The sequence below is a fragment of the Rhizobium sp. 01N424 genome (assembly GCF_056399485.1).
On sequence record NZ_JBFTRK010000008.1, the window covers coordinates 246220 to 266582 of the forward strand.

Consider the following 20363-nt stretch of genomic DNA (forward strand, 5'->3'; position numbering starts at 1 on the left):
CAATTATTGCTTATACAACCTTAATATTTAAGGGTTGACCTGAATATCAGCCGAAGACGATGGCGATCAGATGCTTGCCGACGGTGAATAGCAGGTAGAGCCCGCAGGCGCCGAGCATGCAGAGCACAGCGAAAGACCCGAGGTCCTTGGCATGCTTGCCGACCATCGAGATTTCAGGCGAAATGCGGTCGATGACCTCTTCGATCGCCGTGTTGAGTGCCTCGACGGCAAACAGTGCCAGCAGCAGGATCACCGCGATCACCAGTTCGGACAGCGTCGCGCCGACGGCGATCAGCAGGATCAGCGAAACGGCGCCGAACAGCAGTTCCTGCCGGAAAGCCGATTCCTTGATCAGACGCTGAAATCCCGCCCAGGAATAGCTCGCAGCGGCAAAGAAGTGGCTGACACCGGTCAGCTTTCGAACGGCAGGTTTTTCCAAGGCGTCCTCGTCTTGCGGTCGGGGACGGCGTCCTGCACCGTCCATCAGTGAAAATGCGAATACCGTTTCCCGGTCCGCGCCGCAAGCGTCCGTCATCAACCTGTCACAAAGCTGAACGCTAGGCGCCCGATCAATGCTTGTTGGTGACACCTGCCTGCGCGAAGGTCGCCATGCCGGAATGGCAGGCGGCAGCCGCCTTGACGATACCGGCCGCCAGAGCAGCACCAGTGCCCTCGCCAAGCCGCATGCCGAGCGCCAGAAGCGGCGTCTTGCCGAGCATCTCGATGGCCCGGAGATGGCCGGGCTCGCCAGAGACATGGCCGATCAGGCAGTGGTCGAGCGCCGACGGATTGGCCGCCTGCAGGATAGCACCGGCAGCCGTCGCCACATAGCCGTCGATCAGGACGGGGATCTTCTCGACGCGCGCCGCTAGGATCGCCCCGGCCATCGCCGCGATTTCGCGGCCGCCGAGACGGCGCATGATCTCCAGCGGATCGTCGAGATGGTCGCGGTGCAGCTCGACGGCGCGCTCGACGGCGGCCACCTTGCGCTCCAGCATCTCGCCTTCCGACCCAGTTCCCGGACCGACCCAGTCGCGGGCCGAACCGCCGTAAAGGGCGTAGTTGATCGCTGCAGCAATCGTCGTGTTGCCGATACCCATCTCGCCGATGCAGAGGAGGTCCGTACCGCCAGCAATCGCTTCCATGCCGAAGGCCATGGTGGCGGCGCAGTCGCGCTCGGAAAGTGCGGCTTCCTGGGTGATGTCACCGGTAGGGTAATCGAGCGCCAGGTCGAACACCTTGAGGCCGAGATCGTAGGCGACGCAGATCTGGTTGATCGCAGCACCGCCAGCGGCAAAATTCTCGACCATCTGCTGCGTGACGGATGGCGGGAACGGCGTGATCCCCTGGCGGGCAACGCCGTGGTTACCGGCGAAGATCGCCACCAGCGGCCGGTTGACGGCAGGCGCCCTGCCCGTCCATGCCGCCAGCCAGAAGGCGATTTCCTCCAAACGGCCGAGAGCGCCCGGCGGCTTGGTCAGCTGCGCGTCACGTTCGCGCGCCGCAACCAGCGCCCGGGCATCCGGTCCCGGCAGCTCGCGCAGCAGCGCACGGAAATCGTCGAACGGCAGGCCTGAAACGCTCATGGATGGGGATTCCTTGTCTTCTTGCTCTTTCCCGGCGATCCGGGGCCAACTTGTCTTTTCGCAGCAAATCGGCTTCTTTCGTCGCGACTCTCTTAAAGCCAGCGGCAGAGGCGAACAACTCCAAAAGCGCCGCAGCTTCCATGCATGAAGTGGGGACATGATCATCAAGGCCTATGCGATCGATACCGCCCGAGCCGTCGCGTTCCTGAGCCGTATTCCCATGCCCTCCTTCGTCTTTGCAGGCGACGACGGCAAGCTCGGCCGGACTGCCCGCGCCTTCCCGCTGGCCGGCCTGTTGATCGGCATCATCCCTGCTGCAATTTTCCTGATGATGCTGGGCCTGCGTGCCGACCGGCTGATGTCGGCGCTGGTGGCGATCGCAGCGCTCACCGTCATCACCGGCGCGCTGCACGAGGATGGCCTGGCGGATGCCGCCGATGGCATCGGCGGCGGACGCGACCGCGACCATGCGCTCCTCATCATGAAGGATAGCCGCATCGGCAGCTACGGCGCCATTGCGTTGATCCTCTCGATTGCGCTTCGCGCCGCCGCACTCGCCGCCATCGCCCGGGAAGCATCGGCCTTCGAGGCCGCGCTCGCCATCCCGGCCGCCGCCTGCCTCGGCCGCGCCGCGCTCGTCTGGCACTGGCACCGCCTGCCCCCGGCCAAGGCAGACGGGATCGCCGCCTCGGCCGGCAAGCCGGGCGAAGGCGCGATGCATGTGGCGCTGGTCTCGGGATGCCTTCTCGCCGCCCTCGTCGTCTGGCCGGCACTCGGTCTGCTGCCGCTTGTCTGCAGCCTGCTGGCCTCCGGAATCTCGGTCCTCGCAGTGACCCTCTATATCCGCCGGAAACTCGGCGGCCATACCGGCGACACGCTCGGCGCCGCCGAACAGATTTCCGAGATCGCCGCGCTCTGCGCCCTTGCCATGGCCTTGTGAAACAACGATATATCCTTCATGCAAACACCCTGCATCCATGTATGCGCCATCGATCCTGCAACCGGTTTTTGCACGGGTTGCGGCCGCACGATCGAGGAAATCGGCGCCTGGATGCGCTATTCCGATGCCGAGCGCGCCCGCCTGATGGCGATTCTGCCCGCCAGGCTCTTCGAAGGCGCGGCGCACGCCGAGAGTAGCCGGCAAAGCATCGATACGGGGCGGCCTGCATGAGCCGTCTGACGATCTTCTTGCTGATCCTCGGCATCGGCCTCGCCATTCTCGTCTTCAATAACGGCAACGACCGGATCATGGGCATGGAGACCGACGACTTCGGGCGTATGGTCTATCTTCTGCCGATCGCGCTGATGCTCTCGGCCGGCATCTGGGCGAGCCGCCGCAATATCGGCGAAACGATGCGCAACCTGACGATCTGGCTTGTCATCATCCTGGCGCTCGCCACCGTCTATCTCTACCGGCAGGATCTCCAGGGCGTCGGCAACCGGCTGCTGGCCGGCCTCGTGCCCGGCCGCGCCGTCGTCGTCACCACCAGCGAAGGCGGCAGCGAGATCATCCTGCATAAGCTGCTCAACGGCCATTTCGAGGCCGATGTCGCCGTTAATGGCCAGACCATCCAGATGCTGGTCGACACAGGCGCCAGCATGGTCGCACTCTCTCATGCCGACGCCGAGCGCATCGGCATCATCCCCGAAAACCTCGACTACTCGATGACCGTCATGACCGCCAACGGCCGCGCCCGCGCCGCACCCGTGACGCTTGACCGTGTCGCCATCGGCCCCATCGTCCGCACCGGTGTCGCTGCCAGCGTCGCCGAAGACGGCAAGCTCGACCAGAGCCTGCTCGGCATGAGCTTCCTGGAAACACTGGGCTCGATGCAGATGCAGACAGACGAACTGCGCCTGCGGGATTGAGAGCTTGCTATTTGCACTGTAACGGGCTGGTTTCGTGCTGCTTTCAATCTCAGCGGCAGCGCCAAAGAGAAACGAAGGCGCAGGCCCTCAGCTCAACTAGAAGCTGAAAGCCAGAGGAAGCCTGAGCTTCCGTTGGTGTGGCTATCGCTTGTCTTCGAATGATTGTAGCTGACCGCAAATGCCAGCGAACACATCGCAACCATGAACGCGACGGCGAATAGAATGTGAAGTCTGATCATAATCGGCGTCCGTATTCTAATGGCGGTAGAATATCGAAGCCCACCAGGTGGCAGGCCAGGAACGGAAACGCTAGCGATCCCCTCGCTTCGCAGGGCTTATTAAGCACACTATCGATAAGCTTGTCGCGTGACGAAGGCGTGACACGGGGCGATTTCCACACCTCTATCGCGATTTACGCCACCATAGGTGAAATATTCCCTGCCGGCACCAGACATTGCACAGCCATGCATTGCAAAATGGCTCATGACGGGACAGCAGGGCGGCGGCTGAAAATCAGCGGCAGAAGCCCCAGATAAACGGCAGCACCGAGCACCCAGACAAGTCCCGGAAAGATGTCCCGTGAGGCGAAATAGATGGTGCTGATCGCCAGCGGCCCGGCGATCGAGGCTAGGCTGACCATGCTTGCCAACAGGCCCTGGACCCTGCCCTGCGCCTCCGCATCGACATTCGCCGTGACGAGCGATTGCAGCGCCGGCGCGCCGATGCCGCCTAGGCAAAACAGCGGCATCAGGAAAAACACCATCCACCCCTCGCTCAGGAAGGCGATCGTCACATAGGCGATACTGTCGGCAATGACGCCAATTAGCACTGCACGCCGCTCCCCCCAGCGTTCGCTGACTGGTCCGGCCACGAAAGCCTGTACCACCGCATGGAAAAATCCGAAGGCGGCCAGCGAAATGCCGACCATCATCGCCGACCAAGCGAACTTGTCCTGCCCATAGAGAACCCACACGGTGCCGCCGACTTCGCCGATGAAAGCCAGCAGGAAATAAGCCGCCATCAGCGTCAGCAGCGGCTTGAAACTGAACAACCATTTGAAATGCGCGAAGGGCGACAGCGGTTGCCCCTTCTCTCCCTCGCCGCGCTTGCGGGTTTCCGGCAGCAGGAAAATCGCCACGGCAAAGTTCAGACCGTTCAGCACCGCGGCGGCAATGAACGGCAGGCGAACGGAATATTCGCCAAGGATCCCGCCGATCGCAGGCCCGGCAATGAAGCCGACGCCGAAGCAGGCACTCAGCTGTGCGAAGCGGCGCGCGCGCTCATGTTCTTCGGTTACATCCGTGACGCAGGCCGCCGCGACGGCATTGCTCGCGCCGGTAAGGCCGGCAATCGCACGGCCGAGAAACAGCATCCAGAGTGCCGGAGCCAAGGCCATAAACACGTAGTCGATGGCAGCGCCCGCAAGCGAGACGAGCAGAACAGGCTTTCGTCCGAACCGGTCGGATAGCGACCCCAACACGGGCGAAAACAGAAATTGCATCAGCGCATAAAGCGCCAGGAAGGCGCCGAACCGCCATCCGAGATCGTCCGTATGGCCGACATCGCGCAGAAGACGCGGAAAGATCGGCAAAGTCAGGCCGATCCCCGCCGCATCCAGAACCACGGTCGCATAGACGACGCTGAGCGCTTTCTTCATATCGTTCACCAAAATTTATCAATGATAAGTTACTTATCGCTGATAAGGTGAAAACGCAACCAGGATTGCCAACGAGATGAAGATCGACCGCCAGCGTATCGTCGATGAGGCGCTTCTGCTTTTGAACGAAGCGGGATTGGACGCGCTCTCCACCCGCGCGCTGGCCGAGCGCCTCGGTATCCGCCAGCCGGCACTTTACTGGCATTTCAAGGGAAAGCGCGCGCTGATCGACGCGATGAATGCCGAGATTCTGAGACGCGGCCATACGCATGCTGCACCAAAACACGGAGACGTGTGGAGCGCCTATCTGCTCGCCAACTGCCGCAGCTTTCGCAACGCGCTGCTTGCCTATCGTGATGGCGGGCGCGTGCATGCAGGAACGGAGGCCGACCCGCAGGATCTTGCCAAGGTCGAAACTCAGATCGGCCTGCTCGTGGATGCCGGGATGACGCCGGAGACCGCGATGGAGCTTCTCGTCGCCCTCGGGCGCTATACACTCGGCTGCGTGATCGAAGAGCAGGCGGAGCCACAGCCCAACACGAAGCAGCTTGACGAGGCAGCCGCCGAATATCCGCTGACGAGCCGCGCCGTTCTGCACTACCGTGACGGCGGCCCCGGGATTTTCTTCGAGGCCGGTGTCACCCTGATGATCGAGGCCGCGGCGATGCGCCTGGCAAAGCGACAGGCTTGATCCGGCGTCAGTTTCTCAGCCGGTAACCGGTCCTGAACATCCAGCCGAGTGTGCCAAGGCAGATCGCCAGGAACAGCGTGATCATTCCGAGGCTGATCAGCGGATTGACGTCGGCAATCCCGTAGAAGCTCCAGCGAAAACCGCTGACGAGATAAAGTACCGGATTGAAATGGCTGACCGCCTGCCAGAAGGGCGGCAGCATGTTGATCGAATAGAAGCTGCCGCCGAGGAAGGTCAGCGGCGGGACGACCAGCATCGGGATCAGGTTCAGCTGCTCGAAATTGCCGGCCCAGATACCGATCATGAAGCCGAACAGGCTGAAAGTGATCGCCGTCAGCAGGAAGAACAGCATCATCATGAAGGGATGCTCGATCCTCACTTCGACGAAGGCATTGGCTGTCAGCAGAATGATCAACCCGATCAGCAATCCCTTGGTTGCGGCCGCCCCGACATAGCCGAGCAGGATTTCGGTCATTGCCACCGGCGCGGACAGCACCTCGTAGATCGTCCCGGTGAATTTCGGGAAGTAGATGCCGAAGGAACCGTTGCTGATGCACTGGCCGAGCAGCGTCAGCATGATCAGGCCGGGGGTGATGAACGCGCCGTAGGAGACCCCCTCCACCGTCTGGATGCGCGAACCGACGGCGGCGCCGAAGACGATAAAATAGAGCGAGGTCGAGATGACGGGGGACACGACGCTCTGCAGCAGCGTGCGGCGGGTACGGGCCATCTCGAAGAAATAGATGGATTTGACGGCTTCGATATTCATTTGGCGCCTCCCACGAGTGCCACGAAGATATCCTCGAGCGAGCTTTGCCGCGTCGAGAGATCCTTGAAATGGATGTTGTCTGCCGAAAGCCGGGTCAGAAGCGCCGCGATGCTTTCCTGCTCGTTATGCGCATCGAAATTGTAGACCAGCCGCGTGCCGCCCTGTTCCAACGACAGGCCGTTTCCGGCAAAATGCTCCGGAAGTTTTTCAAGCGGCTCGGTGAGTTCGAGGATCAGCTGCTTGCGGCCGAGCTTGGCCATCAGCGCCGCCTTGTCTTCGACGAGCAGCAGCTTGCCGCCGTTGATGACGCCGACACGATCGGCGATCTCTTCGGCCTCTTCGATATAGTGGGTCGTCAGAATGATCGTCACGCCGGACTCGCGCAGCTGCTCGACGACGCGCCACATATCCTTGCGCAGCGTGACGTCGACCCCGGCCGTCGGCTCGTCGAGGAAGAGGATCTCGGGCTCGTGGCTCAGCGCCTTGGCGATCAGCACACGCCGCTTCATGCCGCCGGAAAGCTGCCGCAGGGTATTGTCTTTCTTGTCCCAGAGGGACAGGTCGCGCAGTACCTTCTCGATATGCGCCGGGTTCGGCTTCTTGCCGTGCAGCCCGCGTGAGAAGCTCACCGTGTTCCAGACGGTCTCGAACTGATCGGTCGTCAGCTCCTGCGGCACAAGGCCGATCATCGTCCGCGTCGCGCGGAAATCCTTGACTACGTCGTGGCCGCCGACGAGCACCTCGCCGCCGCTCGGATTGACGATGCCGCAGACGATCGAGATCATCGTCGTCTTGCCTGCACCATTGGGGCCGAGCAGCGCCAGGATTTCGCCCTTCTCGACATCGAGATCGATGCCCTTCAGCGCTTCAAATCCATTGGCATAATGCTTGGTGAGATTGCGGATCGAAATGATGGGTGTCATGCGGCTTTTGGATGTTTCCTCTTATTGGGCCGCTATATAGCCCCTTTGTGACACTTTGACATCCCGTACCCCGTGAACACACTATTCAGCGGGCAAGCCATAGTGGCGCGAAGAAAAGCGGCCAGCGGAAAATCGTCTTTCCACCGCCCTTGTCATCAACCGGTGATCTTCGCGGAGGATAACCGCCACAGAGGCAAGCAACGGTTTCCGCCCCGCCGCCCATCCCTTTGCGGAACCGTCAACGGGCGCTCGTTACGCCCATATTTCCGCTGCCTCTATTTGTAGAGAAATGCCGCCGTAAGCACGAACACTTTTAGAATCCGGTCGATTTCCCCTGAAGACCGGTCAGTCTGAGCCGGCGTTTCGCCGGCTTTCTTTTTGAACGCTCACCACTGTCCGTTGAGGCCGCAGCCGAAGGGCGGCAGCGTCTTGCCTTCGAAACGGCTCTTCAGCATGCCGCAGCCGATCTCGCGGATGGGTTCCGGCATCATCGTGTTGAGGCTGATCCCGACCTCGTCGAAGGGGTCGCTCGCATAGGCGACATAGACATACCAGCGCCCGCCGAAAACGGCGGCGGCGGCAATGACCACGACCAGAACCAGCATGATGAAATTCGGGCGCCTGCGGTCTGCCATCTCTGCTCTCCTCTTGCGGGAGTGCCGTCAGATCAGATTCCCCGGCATGCGCCAAGAAGGCACGCTAGCTGCAATAGACCCGGCCGCTCTTGCGGTCTCTCAGATCGAAGTGGAAGTGATTCCAGTGTTCGGGGTTGCTGCCGGGGCCAAGCACCGTGTTGAAGTATTTGCAGCTGTCGCTGCGCACGGCTTTCAGCAGCCGTCCTTCGCGGAAGGAGAAGAGCCCCTTCTTGCGGATATCGATCTCGTGACCGTTCTTCAGTACGAACTTGCCGACATCGATCGCATTGCCATGCGCATGCTCCGACATCGGATTGTACTTCTGCCGGCTGTTGTTCATGCGCCGGCAGGAATAACCGCCGAGCGGCTCGATCGTCTTGATGCCCGACCAGTAGCGAAAGCGTGCCGACGGCGCGAGCTCGTTCTTCACCCATTTGGCGAAGGCGAGCGTCACCTGGCAGTTCAGCGTCACAGCAGGCCGGACGCCGATATTGCCGGAAAGCCCCTGCAAGGAGATTGGGTAAGGCACCTGGCAGGCGGGACCATTGGAGATCGCCGGCTTGTCGGTGAAGACGACGCCCATGCGCTTCAGTTCGCGGCGGCAGGAAAGCTCCGAGGCCGGCATGACGCTGGGATCAGCGGGCATCGCCGGCGTGCTCATCATCGGATCGTTCGGCCGCAGCATCGCCACTTCCTGGCTCTCGTCCTCTTCGGGAACGCGCTGCGGTGCAACGACTGCGCTGCCGTCATTCCAGACGGCGGCCTGGCTCATCTCGGCCTGTGCGGCCGGGCGCGGCATGCGGCGCTGGTTGGTCTGTACAGGCGCATCGGTGCCGATGCCATCGACCACGGGCTCGGCCGTTTCGCCTTCGGCGATCTGCTGCTGTTGCTCCTGGGCAAGGCCGACGACCGGTTCGGCGCCGAGTTCGGAATCCATGTTGACGCCGCCCTCGGGAACCGAAAGCTGGCGCGTGCCACCCCAGTTGCCGGGCTCATTCTGAGAGCGCGGCACCTGTTGCTGGGCAAGCGCCTCGTCACTGTCGATCATCGGCAGCTTGCGGCCGGGCGCCGGAGCGGCATCGCTGGCGGAACGTCCCTCGCCTGCAAGATTCGGCGTATCGAGATAATCGACCGATCCTCCTGCGCGCGAGACGGGTGCCGAAGCGGGATAGGACTGCGCCGTTTCCATCGGCGCCATGCGCATGGCGGACTGTCTTGGCGGAGAAATGGAGCTGACTTTGGTGCCGCGATCGACATTGGCAGGCGGCACGAGGCCGTCACTGATGGAACAGGTCGTGAGCGCCGTGGAAACCAGCGTGGTCAACACGATACGCCGCAGAAGAGAGACAGACACAATACCCTCCATCGCCCCGCAGCCCTGCTTGCAACCTGAAGAATTCCAATCAAATTTAAATAAAACTGGTGAAGGAAAGCTTACCCCTGGTGGAAAAGGCGGTTTCCCGCCTTTTCCGGATGCTCTCAGGCCGCCCGGTTATAGGCCCGCGGCGCCGTCGCCTGGCTCTGGCCAAGGCGGAAGTTGGAAAGCAGGGTGCGCAGCTGATTGCTCGCGGCAGCCAGCGTCTGGCTGGCTGCGGTCGTCTCCTCGACCATCGCCGCATTCTGCTGCGTCATCTGATCCATGTGATTGACCGAGGTGTTGATCTCCTGCAGCCCGGTTGCCTGTTCGCGTGCCGCAGTGGCAATCGAATTCACGTGGTCATTCACCTTGTTGACCAGCGCCTCGATCTCGACAAGCGCGTCGCCGGTCGAGCGAACCAGCGACACGCCGTTGCCGACTTCGGCAGCCGAATTGCTGATCAGGGTCTTTATCTCCTTGGCGGCGTTGGCCGAGCGCTGCGCCAGCTCGCGGACTTCCTGCGCGACGACGGCAAAACCGCGGCCGGCCTCGCCTGCACGCGCCGCCTCGACGCCTGCATTGAGCGCCAGAAGATTGGTCTGGAAGGCGATCTCGTCGATAACGCCGATGATCTGGCCGATGCGGCTGGACGAATCCTCGATCCGGCTCATCGCCGCAACGGCATTCCGGACGATCTCGCCCGACTTGCCGGCGCTGGTCTTGGTCTCGGACACCATCTCGCGCGCTTCCGTCGCCCGCTCGGAGGCTGTGCGGACGGTCGCCGTGATCTCATCGAGCGCCGCTGCCGTTTCTTCCAGAGCGGCCGCTTGCTGCTCGGTGCGCTTCGAAAGATTGTTGGTCGCTTCGCTGATATTGGCGGCGCTGTCGTTGACGATATGGCTCGATTCGGCGATCGCCTGGATGACGCTGCTGAGTGCACCGGCAGCCGCATTGAAATCCGAACGCAGCTTGGCATATTCCTCGCCGAGATCGCCGACCGTAACCGTCAGATCGCCGGCCGCGAGCCGCTCCAGCCCCTGGCCGAGCGCCATCATCGCGTGGTTCTGGCGTTCGGCGGAGCTACGCATCCGCTGCTCACTGCTGCGGCGCTCACCATCCAGCTCGCGCTGACGGGAATCCTCGCGTGATCGCATCTCGCTACGCTCGATCATCGAGTCCCGCAGAACAAGCAGGGCCTTGGCCATGTGGCCGATCTCGTCGCGGCGTTCGCTGTCGACGACTGCCGCAGCGGAGTCGTCGGCAGCAATGGCATGCATCGCAGCACCGATACGCGCAACCGGACCGGTGACGCTGCGGACGATCGCATAGGCAATGAGGAGGATGACGATGGCGCCCGCACCACAGAGCAGCGCGGCCCAGAGTGCGTTCTGGCGGTAAAGCGCGGCAAGGTCGTCGCCATAGACGCCGGTGCCGACAACCCAGCCCCAGGGCTCGAAGCCGGCGACATGCGAGTATTTCAGAACCGGCTGCTCGGCGCCCGGCTTGGGCCAGTAGTAATCGACGAAGCCCTGGCCATGCGCCTTGACCGTATTGACGAACTCGACGAACAGGAACTTGCCGTTCGGATCCTTGTTCTGCGACAGGTCGGTGCCATTGAGCTCCGGCTTGATCGGATGCATCACCATGTTGGGATGCATGTCATTGATCCAGAAATAGCCGCTGTCGCCATAGCGCATGGAAGCGATGACGTCCTTGACCGCCGTCTGCGCCTGTTCGCGCGTCAGCGTGCCGTCCTGCTCCATCTTGTAGTATTTCTTCATGATGTTGATGGCCGTCGCATCCATCTGCGCCAGACCGGCCTTCCGCTCGGCCTCAAGCTCCGAGTAGGAATAGTTCAGGAAGAAAGCCATCACGCCGACGAAAATCGCCAGTGTAAGCCCGACAAGCCCGTACAGACGGGTCGAAATCTTTGTATTGCGCACGAAGTCCCCTCGCATTCACGCACTGATGATCGGCGCAAATTCTGCAGGGCATGTCTTACCGGCCAGTGAAGCATTATTAGCTCGACTTCACATAACGTAACGGAAACAACCTCCCTGAACCGCCACGCAAGAGATAAATATATGAATTCTATTATATTTAAGCTCAGCGATTTTTTTGCGGGCTACCAAGAATAAAAATTGCCCGGTCAGCCATGGGAGACACACGGAGCACTGTTCCAGCCGTGGGATCCCAAGATCTTACGATACCGCGCCTCCCCCATTTTGAGTATTTCGCTCGCCATCCTAACGCGTCTTGGCGGACACGAAGGGATTGGGGCTCGCGTCTGGGGTCGCGAGCCCCTTTTAACCACGAGGGGGAGCTCCCATGACGGAACGCGCAATCGGTTTTCTGGTAGCCGCCGAGCTTTCGGCGCTCTTCTGGGCCGCACTCTTCTTCACGCTCGGCCGTCTCTGAGAATCCCTCCCTGCATAACCGCCGCATTGCCCTTGCCATCCGGCCGTCAAGCCTGCCATCTTCACCCTCCGTGACATGACAAGGACTTGACAATGAACGACAGCCCGAAGCCGAAAGGTGAACTGACGCTCCGCACGCTCGCCATGCCCGGCGACGCCAATCCGGCGGGGGATATTTTCGGCGGCTGGGTCATGGCGCAGATGGACTTGGCGAGCGGCATCCGCGCCGCCGAGCGCGCCCGCGGCCGCGTCGTCACCGCCGCCGTCAAGGAAATGGCCTTCGAACTGCCGGTCAAGATCGGCGATACGCTCTCCGTCTATACCGATATCGACCGCGTCGGCCGCACCTCGATCACCCTCTGTGTCGAGGCCTGGGCGCACCGCTCCCGTTACAACAAGATGGAAAAGGTCACCGCCGGCACCTTCATCATGGTGGCGCTGGACGAAAACGGTGCGCCGAAGCCTGTCCCTGCCGAGTGACATCGGAGCCAGAGGCGCGATGAGCTATTCCTGAATGAAGATGGACTTGATGGATGGTGCAGCCCCATCCTCAGGCGTCGCGATGACGTAAAGCTTGTCATTGGCGACCGCGCAGCTGACAACCCACAATCTTCCATCAGCATCAACAGCACGGCCCTCGGCGAAAGTCGCCAGGCCCGTGCGGTCCGCCTCCATCGCGGTACCCCACCCCATATTGGTCAGCAGCAGAAGTGCCGAGCCATGCTGGACGATGCTGATAACACAGCCGTTGCAGCCAGCCGTCAGTGAGGACTGATGGTGCCAGCGACCAGCGAATAGCTGCCAATTGCCGGAGAAAGCCAACTGCGTCTGCGCCAGCAGAAACGCACCCGCCATGCCGGCGACACAGGATATATGCCTCATTCGATATCCGCAGCCAGGCCTGCACCAGGGTACGCAACCACCGGCGACATGCAGAGAAAATGCACCTATGCCTTGAGAAACTGCGAACTCTTGTCGAAATTGAGACCGGGAAAGATCTTCGCCGTCAGGTTTTCGGCAGTAACATCGAACTGCCGGTAAAGCATTGCCGCGGCGATCTCCCGGACATCGGCCGTCGGCATCAGATCGCGGTCGTCGAGCAATTGGGCATCGCCGATCCCCGGCCATTTGCCAAGGATACGGCCGCCGTTGATAGCTCCGCCCGCAAGCAGCGCGCAACCGCCCGTCCCATGATCCGTGCCGCCGGAGCCATTCTGCCGCACGGTGCGGCCGAACTCGGTCATCGCAAGGACGACCGTCTTCGACCAGATATCAGCGCCTAGCGTGGTTTTCAGTGTGTTGATCGCTTCCGCCAGATCCTGAACCGGCCGCTTGAACTGCGCGACTTGGCCGACATGCGTATCCCAGCCGGTGATCGAGAAACTGGCAACCCGGTAGTCGCCCTTCAGCATGTTGCCGGCAAGTACGGCGACATCGGCAATCTTCTCGCCGCGCTTGCCGTCGGGTTCGGCGGTGATCGCCGCGCCATTGGCCCGGCTCGCCTCCTCCATCGCCTTGGCAAAGGCGGGGTCCCCGGCATAGAGCCGCATCAGAAACTGCATTTCGTCCTTGGCGGTGCCGAGATTGGAATCCGATGCCCACACATCGACATTGTTCGGACCTGAAAGGATCAGCTCCGTCGATGTGTTCACATCGATCGCCTTGCGCGCATCCGAGCGCGGGATGGCGGCAAGCGCCCTGTTGAGCCAGCCGGTTTTTTCTTCGGCCACATGTTCGCCGCCCGATTCCAGCATATCCTGGCCGTCGAAATGGCTGCGCTGGTCGCGATAGGGCGTCGAGACCGCATGGACGAAGGCCAGCTCCTTCGACTTCCACAATGGCAGAAGATCTGCGCCGGCCGGATTGAGGCCGAAATGACCGTCGAGATCGATGAGCCCCTTATCCGGCGTCAGCGCCAGTGTCGGACGCAGCGTTGCAAAACCGGCCTCGCCATAGGGCTGGACCAGATCGAGGCCATCCATGGCGCCGCGCAGCACGATGGTGACGAACCTGGTGTCGCCCGGCATGGCGGCGAAGGTGACGGGCGTGAAAACCGGGGCAGCGGCGAGACAGCAGGCGGAGGCCAGAAAACCACGGCGGGAAAGCAAAAACTCTGTCATGGCCGGTCTCCTTATCGGCGGTTGAATTCGGGTGAGGCAAGAACCAGCGTCAACCCGCTGATCTTGCTCGGCGCCTGCGAAACGACCTGGATTGTCTCGTCGCGCGCCGCATCCCCGAGCGTTGCCTTGAGGAAGTCGCGAGGATCCTCGTCCTTGCCGAATTGCGCCGAAGCCCGCCGGGCCCAGGCGAGCCGCTCGGCAAGCTGGCTTGCGGTGATCCAGGCGCCGAATGTCTCGTCGAAACCTGCGGGGCTCGGCGGCAGCCAGACCGGCTGGCCCATACGGCGTAACGCACCCTGCCCCAAAGCTCTGGCGGTTTGAGACGCCTTGCGCCGCTTGACCGCCTCTTTACCGGCGGGATCGGCAGGCGCCACGTTCTTCATCGCATCCCCGCCAGCCATCGCCGCAGGCGGTGCGGCCATCGCAGTATTGGCATCGCCGTCATCATCCTGATTGGCTTCCATGAAGCTCCCGGCATTCAGCGCCCGCAGCCCGGCAACCACGAAATCGAAAGGCTGGCGCGCCTTCGAGCCCTCGTCGCGCCAGGCGGCCGGATGGTCGAGCATCGCGCCATAGACAGCCGTCAGATCGCCGTCTGCGCGCTTCCAGACATCCGCCATCGCCGAGATCATTTCGGACGGCGGCTGATCGGAGATGAAATGGACGCAAAGCTTGCGGCAGATGTGCTCGGCCGTCTTCGGATACGCCGCGAGGTCATCCAGCATCGCGAGATAGTCCTTGCGCGTTCGCCGTTCACCGCCGTAGGAGATGCCAAGCACGCTATGCTGCCCGGGCTCGGAAAGACGCGGACGAAAGACGGTATCCACATCGTCACGATCCACGGTAAGTCCAGTCAGCACCATGGCGGCGCCCCGCACGTCGGCCTGCGTATAGCCGCTGCCTGCGCCGAGCGTATGGAGCTCCAGCAGTTCGCGCCCGAGATTTTCGTTGAGGCCTTTCCTCTGCCGTATCCCGCCGGGCGAATCCGGCCCCTGAGACTGTGCCTGATCGAGATAGATCAACATCGCCGGATGCTCGGTCGCCGCTCGCAAGAGATCGCGGAACGAGCCGCCGAGATTCGGACGGATCGCCTCGGCCTCGTAGAGCGGCACCATCATCCGCATCGGCAGGCTCTTGTTGGCGCTGGTCGAGAAATGGTTGGTCCAGAACGTCGCCAGCCGCTCGTAAAAACCGTTGGCCGAAAGCACCGGCTGCATCAGTCGCTGATTGGCATCGCGCTGGAACCCGCGCTGCACTTGCCGTTGCAGATCGCGGCGCCGGTCGCGGCGCTCGCCCTCGTCGCCGCCGGCGTTGGCATCCTGACGCATCGCTTTCAGCTGATCCTGCAGCGCCGTCAGCCGCTGGCGGCATGCATCAGCGCCGCCGGCCGGAAAAGACGGCGGGCTCTGCGCCCCGGTCTTCAGCTGGCCGAGAAGCGCCTGGATGTCCTGCGGCCCAGACTCGCCGGGTCGGAAGCCATAACCGAAACGGATAGCCGCCATCGTCTGAAATGACACGCTCATGGCCGATCACCTCATCATCACCTGACGGTGACAAGGTCTCAACCAAATGCGACTGCATTCAGGCAGATTGCAGACATGGACTATTTGTAATTATTGGGTTTTCGGCCCGCTGAACCGACAGATGCAACAGCATGCTGCTCCAACTCCTCGATCGGAATATACACATCCGTCTCGCCTGCCTTATGATCGGGATGCGAGACCTTGGCATCGATATCATCGGGCAGAGCCAGCGCCTGCTCCGTGTTCATGATGCCCATCGGCACTTTGCCTTCGGCGGTGGATACGACGACTTCGACGAGTGGTTTGTTCTTCTGCATTATTGATCTCCGGTTCTGGAAACCAACGCAGAACGCCTCCACCCGTTCCCCGCTGGCCGGTCACTCGATGTTACCGGCCGTCATGAGGCCACCACCTCGCCGTTGAAAAATACCACGCGTTTTGATGTCGCGGTTGTGTCCGGCGCGATAGGGGCTGCGCGTTTGAAACGCAGATCCAGCCAGCCGACAGTCGATGCCAGATCCCAATCCTCTCAGCGAATATATGCGCGTCGTGCGCACGCTTAACCTCTACAAGCTCCAGCTTCTTGCAATCGAGTCCAAGCTTCGCAAGGGCGGCACGCCGGCGCGCAAGAGTTTGCTGGAACAACGCCACGGCGACATTTCGGCCGAGATGGAAGTGCTGCGAGCAGAAGGCGATGACTGGCTGGACAAGCTCCGCCGCCGCGTCCGCTGAATCACGCCTCGGCGATCCGCAGTCGCAGGGTGGCAAGCGACCGCTCGGTCTCGCTGATCTCGTTGCGGACGAGCGCTTCCCGTCTGTGGTCCATTCCGCCCCCGGCGAGTGCAGCATCGACAAGCTCCAGGATGCCGGTTGCGTCGACAACCACCCGCGTCGCGATGCGCTGGAGGCCGATCGTCTCGGCCGGCTGGCCATCGTGGCCCGCGGCATCAGGCACTGGACGGTCGGCTGCCACGAAACCCGTTTCCTTCAGCAGGCAATTGACGAGCCGCACATCCGGTACCGCCCGCACCAGGGCATTGATTTCGTCGGCCGAAAAGCAGGTCCGGTTGATCAGCCTCGAATGCAAGACGGCATAGGTCATCCCAAGCGCCGCGGCCACCGCCTCGATACCCGGCTTTTTCTCGACGACGAGGACGGTATAGGCGATATCTGCAAACTCGCGGCCGCGCTCTGCCATGGTCCACTCCCTCTATGGGTAAGAGTGTCCATGCAGCAGAAGACAATGGCAAGTGGCAACGTGCCGTTGAAAAGACGGCGCCGATTTGATGGAACTCGCATGCGCCGCCGGCTAGGCAACCGGCGCGCTGCGATCACCACCCCGGTCGCGGCGAAGGCCGCCCGTCCGCTTGTGCCGCATCGCGGGCGGCCGCATCCTCATCCGCGGAAGATGAAGGACGCGCCGAGCGCGATGAGCGCAAAGCCGATCGCATGGTTCCAGGTCAGGTTTTCGCCGAGCCAGAAGATCGAGAATCCGGCGAAAACGATCAGCGTGATCACCTCCTGCATCGTCTTCAGCTGCGCCGTCGAATAGACCTCCGAGCCCATCCGGTTGGCGGGAACGGCGAGGCAATATTCGAAGAAGGCAATGCCCCAGCTGGCAAGAATGGCCAGGAAAATGGCGCTGCTTTTGTGCTTCAGATGCCCGTACCAGGCAAAGGTCATGAAGATGTTGGAGGCAAAAAGCATGATGACCGGCCAGACGGCGGCGGGGCTCAGCGAAAACGGCATATGAGAATCCTTGGAAGGCGTGACTGCTGGCGCCAGCATGTATCCCGAAATTCACGCTCTTCAAGCCCCGCGGAACCCATTGAGCGTATTTGAAGAAAATCGGAGCGGCCCTGCCGCAGGCGCGGAACTTTTGATCCGGGCCGCCGTTCATGGCGAGCGCCGGAAGCGGCCCGCAAACCGCGGAGCCACCTTCAGGACACCACCGTCCTGAAGGAAGAGCAGAGATGCCATCGCCGCAACAATCCGCCCTCAGTCGCCGCTCGCTGGTCGCGCTGGCGACGCTCAATTTCTTTCTTGCCGACGCCCGCGACGGACTGGGGCCATTCCTCGACGGCTTCCTCGCCACGCATGGCTGGTCGCCGATGACGCTCGGCATTGTCGCAACGCTCGGCGGCATCCTCGGGCTGATCGCCACCCCGTTGTTCGGCGCTTTGGTCGATGCCTCGCCACACAAACGGCTGCTGATCATCATCCCGGTCATTCTGGTCACCGCAGCCGCGCTCTGGACGCTGGCCAGCCCCGGAAATGCGTCCGTCTTCGGCGGCCAGTCGGCCACCGCAATCGTTGGCGCCGTGATCGGCCCGGCGCTGATGGGCCTGACGCTCGGTCTCGTTGGCGAGGCAGCCTTTCCGGATCAGGTGGCGCGCAACGAATTCTGGAACCATGCCGGCAATGTTGTCTCGCTGGCCGGTGTCTATCTCGCCACCCTGCTTTTCGGGCTCAACGGCATCATCTGGCTGATGATTGCGACGGCCATCGCCACGATCGGCGCCACGCTGGCGATCGATCCGCGCAGCATCGACAACGCCGTCGCGCGCGGTCTGGCCCACGACGACGGCACGCCCGGCCCGTCGGGCTATTCGATCATTGCCAGCTCGCGCGGCCTCATCCTGCTTGCTGTAACCCTGCTAATCTTCCATTTCGGCAATGCGCCGATGAGCCGCCTGATCGCCCAGGATTTTTCGATCCAGCTCGGCACACCCTTCCGCACTACGGCAATTGTCACCGGCGTCTCTCAGCTGTCGATGATCGCCATGGCGCTGGCCGCACCTTTCATGATCCGCCGTTTCGGCCTCGCGCTCGTCTTCATCATAGCGCTCTGCGCTCTGCCGCTGCGCGGTGCCATCGCCGGAAGCTTCGGCAATTTCGCAGCGATCTATCCGGTGCAGTTCCTCGACGGCGTCGGCGCCGGACTGATCGGCATCGCCACGCCGCTCGCCGCCGAGCGCATCCTCTCCGGCACTGGGCGCTTCAACGCCGGCCTCGCCGCCGTCATGACTGTCCAGGGTATCGGCGCATCTCTCAGCAATATCGTTGCCGGGTGGCTGACCAAGGAAGGCGGCTATGCGCTCGCCTACTGGGTCCACGGCGCCGCAGCCATCGCCGCCATCGGGGTGTTCTGGTATGGGCGGCGGGCGATCGTGCCGGAGCGCCCGAAGGCCCGGACACTCGCGCCGGCCGCTACCACCGCGGCCCTGTAGATCGCCACATCTTATTGTACTCAACTCGTCTAAAATGACCCGTCGACTTTGCAATCGAAAAAGCTCGCCGGCTTCGTCTCGTACGCCGCATTGGAAACGGAAATCGCTATGCCCGCGGTCAGCAAGAATTCATTGGGAAAGGTAACGGCGAAATTTATCGCCTTCATGATACCGGCCATCGTGCAAACCGGATCATAAAAAGTCGCAGTGGAACGCAATACCTGACCACCGCAAGTGAAGATTAGAAGACGCTGGTTAAGAAAAGACTACAGTCGGCGAAGATCGGCGGCGGACGGCTCGCGTCCGCCGCAGTTACTCAGGCCCGGAATGCACCTTCTGGCGTCCCGGCCTTCGCCGCGCCGAAGCGCACATCCTTCTTCTCGTAGCCGAAGCCGGCAAGCAGCGCGACGACGGCGGCGACAATCGCCGCGACGACGAGCAGCGCCGTCGCATAGTCGCCGTTCCAATGGGCGGCCAGGCCCGCCTGCATCGTCGCATTGCCCGAGGCCAGCAGATTGCCGAGCTGGTAGGCAAAGCCGGGGAATGTGCCGCGCATTTCGTCTGGCGACAGTTCGTTGAGATGCACAGGCACGATGCCCCAGGCGCCCTGCACGAAGAACTGCATCAGGAACGCGCCAATCGCCAGCAGCACCGGCCCGGGCGCGTAGACCCATAGCGGTGCCACCGGGATCGCCAGCAGCGCCGCGATAACGATCGCCTTCTTGCGGCCGATCCGCTGCGACAGCGCACCGAAGAACAATCCGCCGCAGATCGCCCCGATATTGTAGACGATGGCGATCGCCCCGGTCGTGTAGCTGTCATAGCCGCGCTGGGTTTCCATGAAGGTCGGATAGATATCCTGCGTGCCATGGCTGAGGAAATTGAACGCAGTCATCAGCAGCACAGACCAGATGAACAGCGGCACGTTTTCACGCAGGATCGTCAGGAACGGCCTGCGCCCTTCCCGCTGCCTCCGCAGAAAGGCCGGGCTCTCCTCGACGTTGCGGCGGATATAGAGCACCAGCAGCGCCGGCAGCGCGCCGACGAAGAACATGCCGCGCCAGCCGATAACCGGAAATAGTAGGAAGAAGACGATCGACGCCAGCAGATAGCCGGACGGATAGCCTGCCTGAAGGATGCCGGAAACGATCCCACGGGATTCGTCTGGCACCGTTTCCATCACAAGCGAGGCGCCGACGCCCCACTCCCCGCCCATGGCGATGCCGTACAGCGCCCGAAGGATCAGGAACATCGTCAGCCCGGTCGAAAAGCCGGTCAGGAACTCGAAGATCGAATAGAGCAGCACATCCGCCATCAGCGTGACGCGGCGGCCGAACCGGTCTGCCGCCAGCCCGAAGACCAGAGCACCGACGGCGCGCATCGCCAGCGTCAGGAAGATTGCCGCCGAGACGGCCGGAACGTCGGTGTGAAATTCTTCGGCAATGTGTTTGAGAACGAAGACGAGAATGAAGAAATCGAAGGCATCGAGGGTCCAGCCGAGATAGCTGGCGATCAGCGTATTGCGCTGCTGCGGTGTAAGTGCACGCAGACTTGCCAATGCGGACATCTGTTGTCCTCCATCCGAA

At 62.1% G+C, this 20363-nt stretch carries 22 protein-coding genes; 7 read left to right on the forward strand and 15 right to left on the reverse strand.

Going from position 1 to position 20363, the window contains the following annotated elements:
• Positions 1–46: 46 nt before the first annotated feature.
• Entirely contained in the window at positions 47–484 is a 438-nt protein-coding gene (locus AC1DNK_RS20650) for a diacylglycerol kinase (protein ID WP_477943145.1), read from the reverse strand.
• An 85-nt stretch (positions 485–569) separates the two neighbouring features.
• Entirely contained in the window at positions 570–1586 is a 1017-nt protein-coding gene (gene cobT / locus AC1DNK_RS20655) for a nicotinate-nucleotide--dimethylbenzimidazole phosphoribosyltransferase (RefSeq protein ID WP_112387164.1), read from the reverse strand.
• Positions 1587–1743: 157 nt separating this feature from the next.
• Here cobT and AC1DNK_RS20660 point away from each other — a divergent pair, with 157 nt between their 5' ends.
• From AC1DNK_RS20660 to AC1DNK_RS20670, 3 genes are read left to right on the forward strand one after another with little or no spacing between them, the layout of a single operon-like run.
• On the forward strand, positions 1744–2526 hold the full coding sequence (locus AC1DNK_RS20660) for an adenosylcobinamide-GDP ribazoletransferase (RefSeq protein WP_477943108.1): 783 nt from the start codon (positions 1744–1746) through the stop codon (positions 2524–2526).
• Between the two features lie 18 nt (positions 2527–2544).
• On the forward strand, positions 2545–2757 hold the full coding sequence (locus tag AC1DNK_RS20665; protein ID WP_477943109.1) for a DUF1289 domain-containing protein: 213 nt from the start codon (positions 2545–2547) through the stop codon (positions 2755–2757).
• Positions 2754–3455, forward strand: a complete 702-nt coding sequence (locus AC1DNK_RS20670; RefSeq protein WP_477943110.1) for a TIGR02281 family clan AA aspartic protease — start codon at positions 2754–2756, stop codon at positions 3453–3455. The genes AC1DNK_RS20665 and AC1DNK_RS20670 overlap by 4 nt, the downstream gene beginning before the upstream one ends.
• A gap of 481 nt (positions 3456–3936) precedes the next feature.
• On the opposite strand, the gene tet is transcribed toward AC1DNK_RS20670, so the two are convergent.
• Positions 3937–5112, reverse strand: coding sequence for a Tet(A)/Tet(B)/Tet(C) family tetracycline efflux MFS transporter (gene tet, locus AC1DNK_RS20675; RefSeq protein WP_477943111.1), 1176 nt, complete (start codon positions 5110–5112; stop codon positions 3937–3939).
• 76 nt (positions 5113–5188) lie between these two features.
• Between tet and AC1DNK_RS20680 the strand changes: the two genes are divergently transcribed.
• On the forward strand, positions 5189–5803 hold the full coding sequence (locus AC1DNK_RS20680) for a TetR/AcrR family transcriptional regulator C-terminal domain-containing protein (RefSeq protein ID WP_477943112.1): 615 nt from the start codon (positions 5189–5191) through the stop codon (positions 5801–5803).
• A gap of 7 nt (positions 5804–5810) precedes the next feature.
• On the opposite strand, the gene AC1DNK_RS20685 is transcribed toward AC1DNK_RS20680, so the two are convergent.
• The 5 genes from AC1DNK_RS20685 to AC1DNK_RS20705 form a co-directional block, all read right to left on the reverse strand.
• Complete coding sequence (locus tag AC1DNK_RS20685) at positions 5811–6572, reverse strand: ABC transporter permease (protein WP_112387159.1); 762 nt, start codon at positions 6570–6572, stop codon at positions 5811–5813.
• Entirely contained in the window at positions 6569–7495 is a 927-nt protein-coding gene (locus AC1DNK_RS20690; protein WP_112539333.1) for an ABC transporter ATP-binding protein, read from the reverse strand. Before AC1DNK_RS20690 ends, AC1DNK_RS20685 begins: the two co-directional genes overlap by 4 nt.
• A 386-nt stretch (positions 7496–7881) precedes the next feature.
• Positions 7882–8130, reverse strand: a complete 249-nt coding sequence (locus AC1DNK_RS20695; protein WP_477943113.1) for a hypothetical protein — start codon at positions 8128–8130, stop codon at positions 7882–7884.
• 64 nt (positions 8131–8194) lie between these two features.
• Positions 8195–9484 (reverse strand): extensin-like domain-containing protein, encoded by a 1290-nt coding sequence (locus AC1DNK_RS20700; RefSeq protein ID WP_477943114.1) that lies wholly within the window; start codon positions 9482–9484, stop codon positions 8195–8197.
• A 125-nt stretch (positions 9485–9609) separates the two neighbouring features.
• The gene (locus AC1DNK_RS20705; protein WP_477943115.1) at positions 9610–11430 is read right to left on the reverse strand and encodes a methyl-accepting chemotaxis protein; all 1821 of its coding nucleotides are present in this window, start codon (positions 11428–11430) and stop codon (positions 9610–9612) included.
• Positions 11431–11997: 567 nt separating this feature from the next.
• Here AC1DNK_RS20705 and AC1DNK_RS20710 point away from each other — a divergent pair.
• Positions 11998–12384 (forward strand): acyl-CoA thioesterase, encoded by a 387-nt coding sequence (locus AC1DNK_RS20710; RefSeq protein WP_112516033.1) that lies wholly within the window; start codon positions 11998–12000, stop codon positions 12382–12384.
• Between the two features lie 24 nt (positions 12385–12408).
• Here AC1DNK_RS20710 and AC1DNK_RS20715 read toward each other — a convergent pair whose 3' ends face one another.
• The 4 genes from AC1DNK_RS20715 to AC1DNK_RS20730 form a co-directional block, all read right to left on the reverse strand.
• Entirely contained in the window at positions 12409–12786 is a 378-nt protein-coding gene (locus AC1DNK_RS20715; protein ID WP_477943116.1) for a hypothetical protein, read from the reverse strand.
• A gap of 65 nt (positions 12787–12851) precedes the next feature.
• A complete protein-coding gene (locus AC1DNK_RS20720) occupies positions 12852–14024 on the reverse strand; it encodes a DUF1501 domain-containing protein (protein ID WP_477943117.1) in 1173 nt (390 codons plus the stop codon).
• Positions 14025–14035: 11 nt separating this feature from the next.
• Positions 14036–15547: a DUF1800 domain-containing protein gene (locus tag AC1DNK_RS20725; protein WP_112387155.1), complete on the reverse strand. Its 1512-nt coding sequence runs from the start codon at positions 15545–15547 to the stop codon at positions 14036–14038.
• 80 nt (positions 15548–15627) lie between these two features.
• Complete coding sequence (locus AC1DNK_RS20730; RefSeq protein WP_477943118.1) at positions 15628–15864, reverse strand: hypothetical protein; 237 nt, start codon at positions 15862–15864, stop codon at positions 15628–15630.
• 193 nt (positions 15865–16057) lie between these two features.
• Here AC1DNK_RS20730 and AC1DNK_RS20735 point away from each other — a divergent pair, with 193 nt between their 5' ends.
• Complete coding sequence (locus AC1DNK_RS20735) at positions 16058–16279, forward strand: hypothetical protein (RefSeq protein WP_112539343.1); 222 nt, start codon at positions 16058–16060, stop codon at positions 16277–16279.
• A gap of 1 nt (position 16280) precedes the next feature.
• On the opposite strand, the gene AC1DNK_RS20740 is transcribed toward AC1DNK_RS20735, so the two are convergent.
• Both AC1DNK_RS20740 and AC1DNK_RS20745 read right to left on the reverse strand, forming a co-directional pair.
• Positions 16281–16745, reverse strand: coding sequence for a phage regulatory CII family protein (locus tag AC1DNK_RS20740; RefSeq protein WP_112539345.1), 465 nt, complete (start codon positions 16743–16745; stop codon positions 16281–16283).
• A gap of 197 nt (positions 16746–16942) precedes the next feature.
• On the reverse strand, positions 16943–17296 hold the full coding sequence (locus AC1DNK_RS20745) for a DMT family protein (RefSeq protein WP_112387466.1): 354 nt from the start codon (positions 17294–17296) through the stop codon (positions 16943–16945).
• Between the two features lie 224 nt (positions 17297–17520).
• Between AC1DNK_RS20745 and AC1DNK_RS20750 the strand changes: the two genes are divergently transcribed.
• Entirely contained in the window at positions 17521–18777 is a 1257-nt protein-coding gene (locus tag AC1DNK_RS20750) for an MFS transporter (RefSeq protein ID WP_477943119.1), read from the forward strand.
• A gap of 316 nt (positions 18778–19093) precedes the next feature.
• Here AC1DNK_RS20750 and AC1DNK_RS20755 read toward each other — a convergent pair whose 3' ends face one another.
• Positions 19094–20344, reverse strand: coding sequence for an MFS transporter (locus AC1DNK_RS20755; RefSeq protein ID WP_477943120.1), 1251 nt, complete (start codon positions 20342–20344; stop codon positions 19094–19096).
• Positions 20345–20363: the final 19 nt, after the last annotated feature.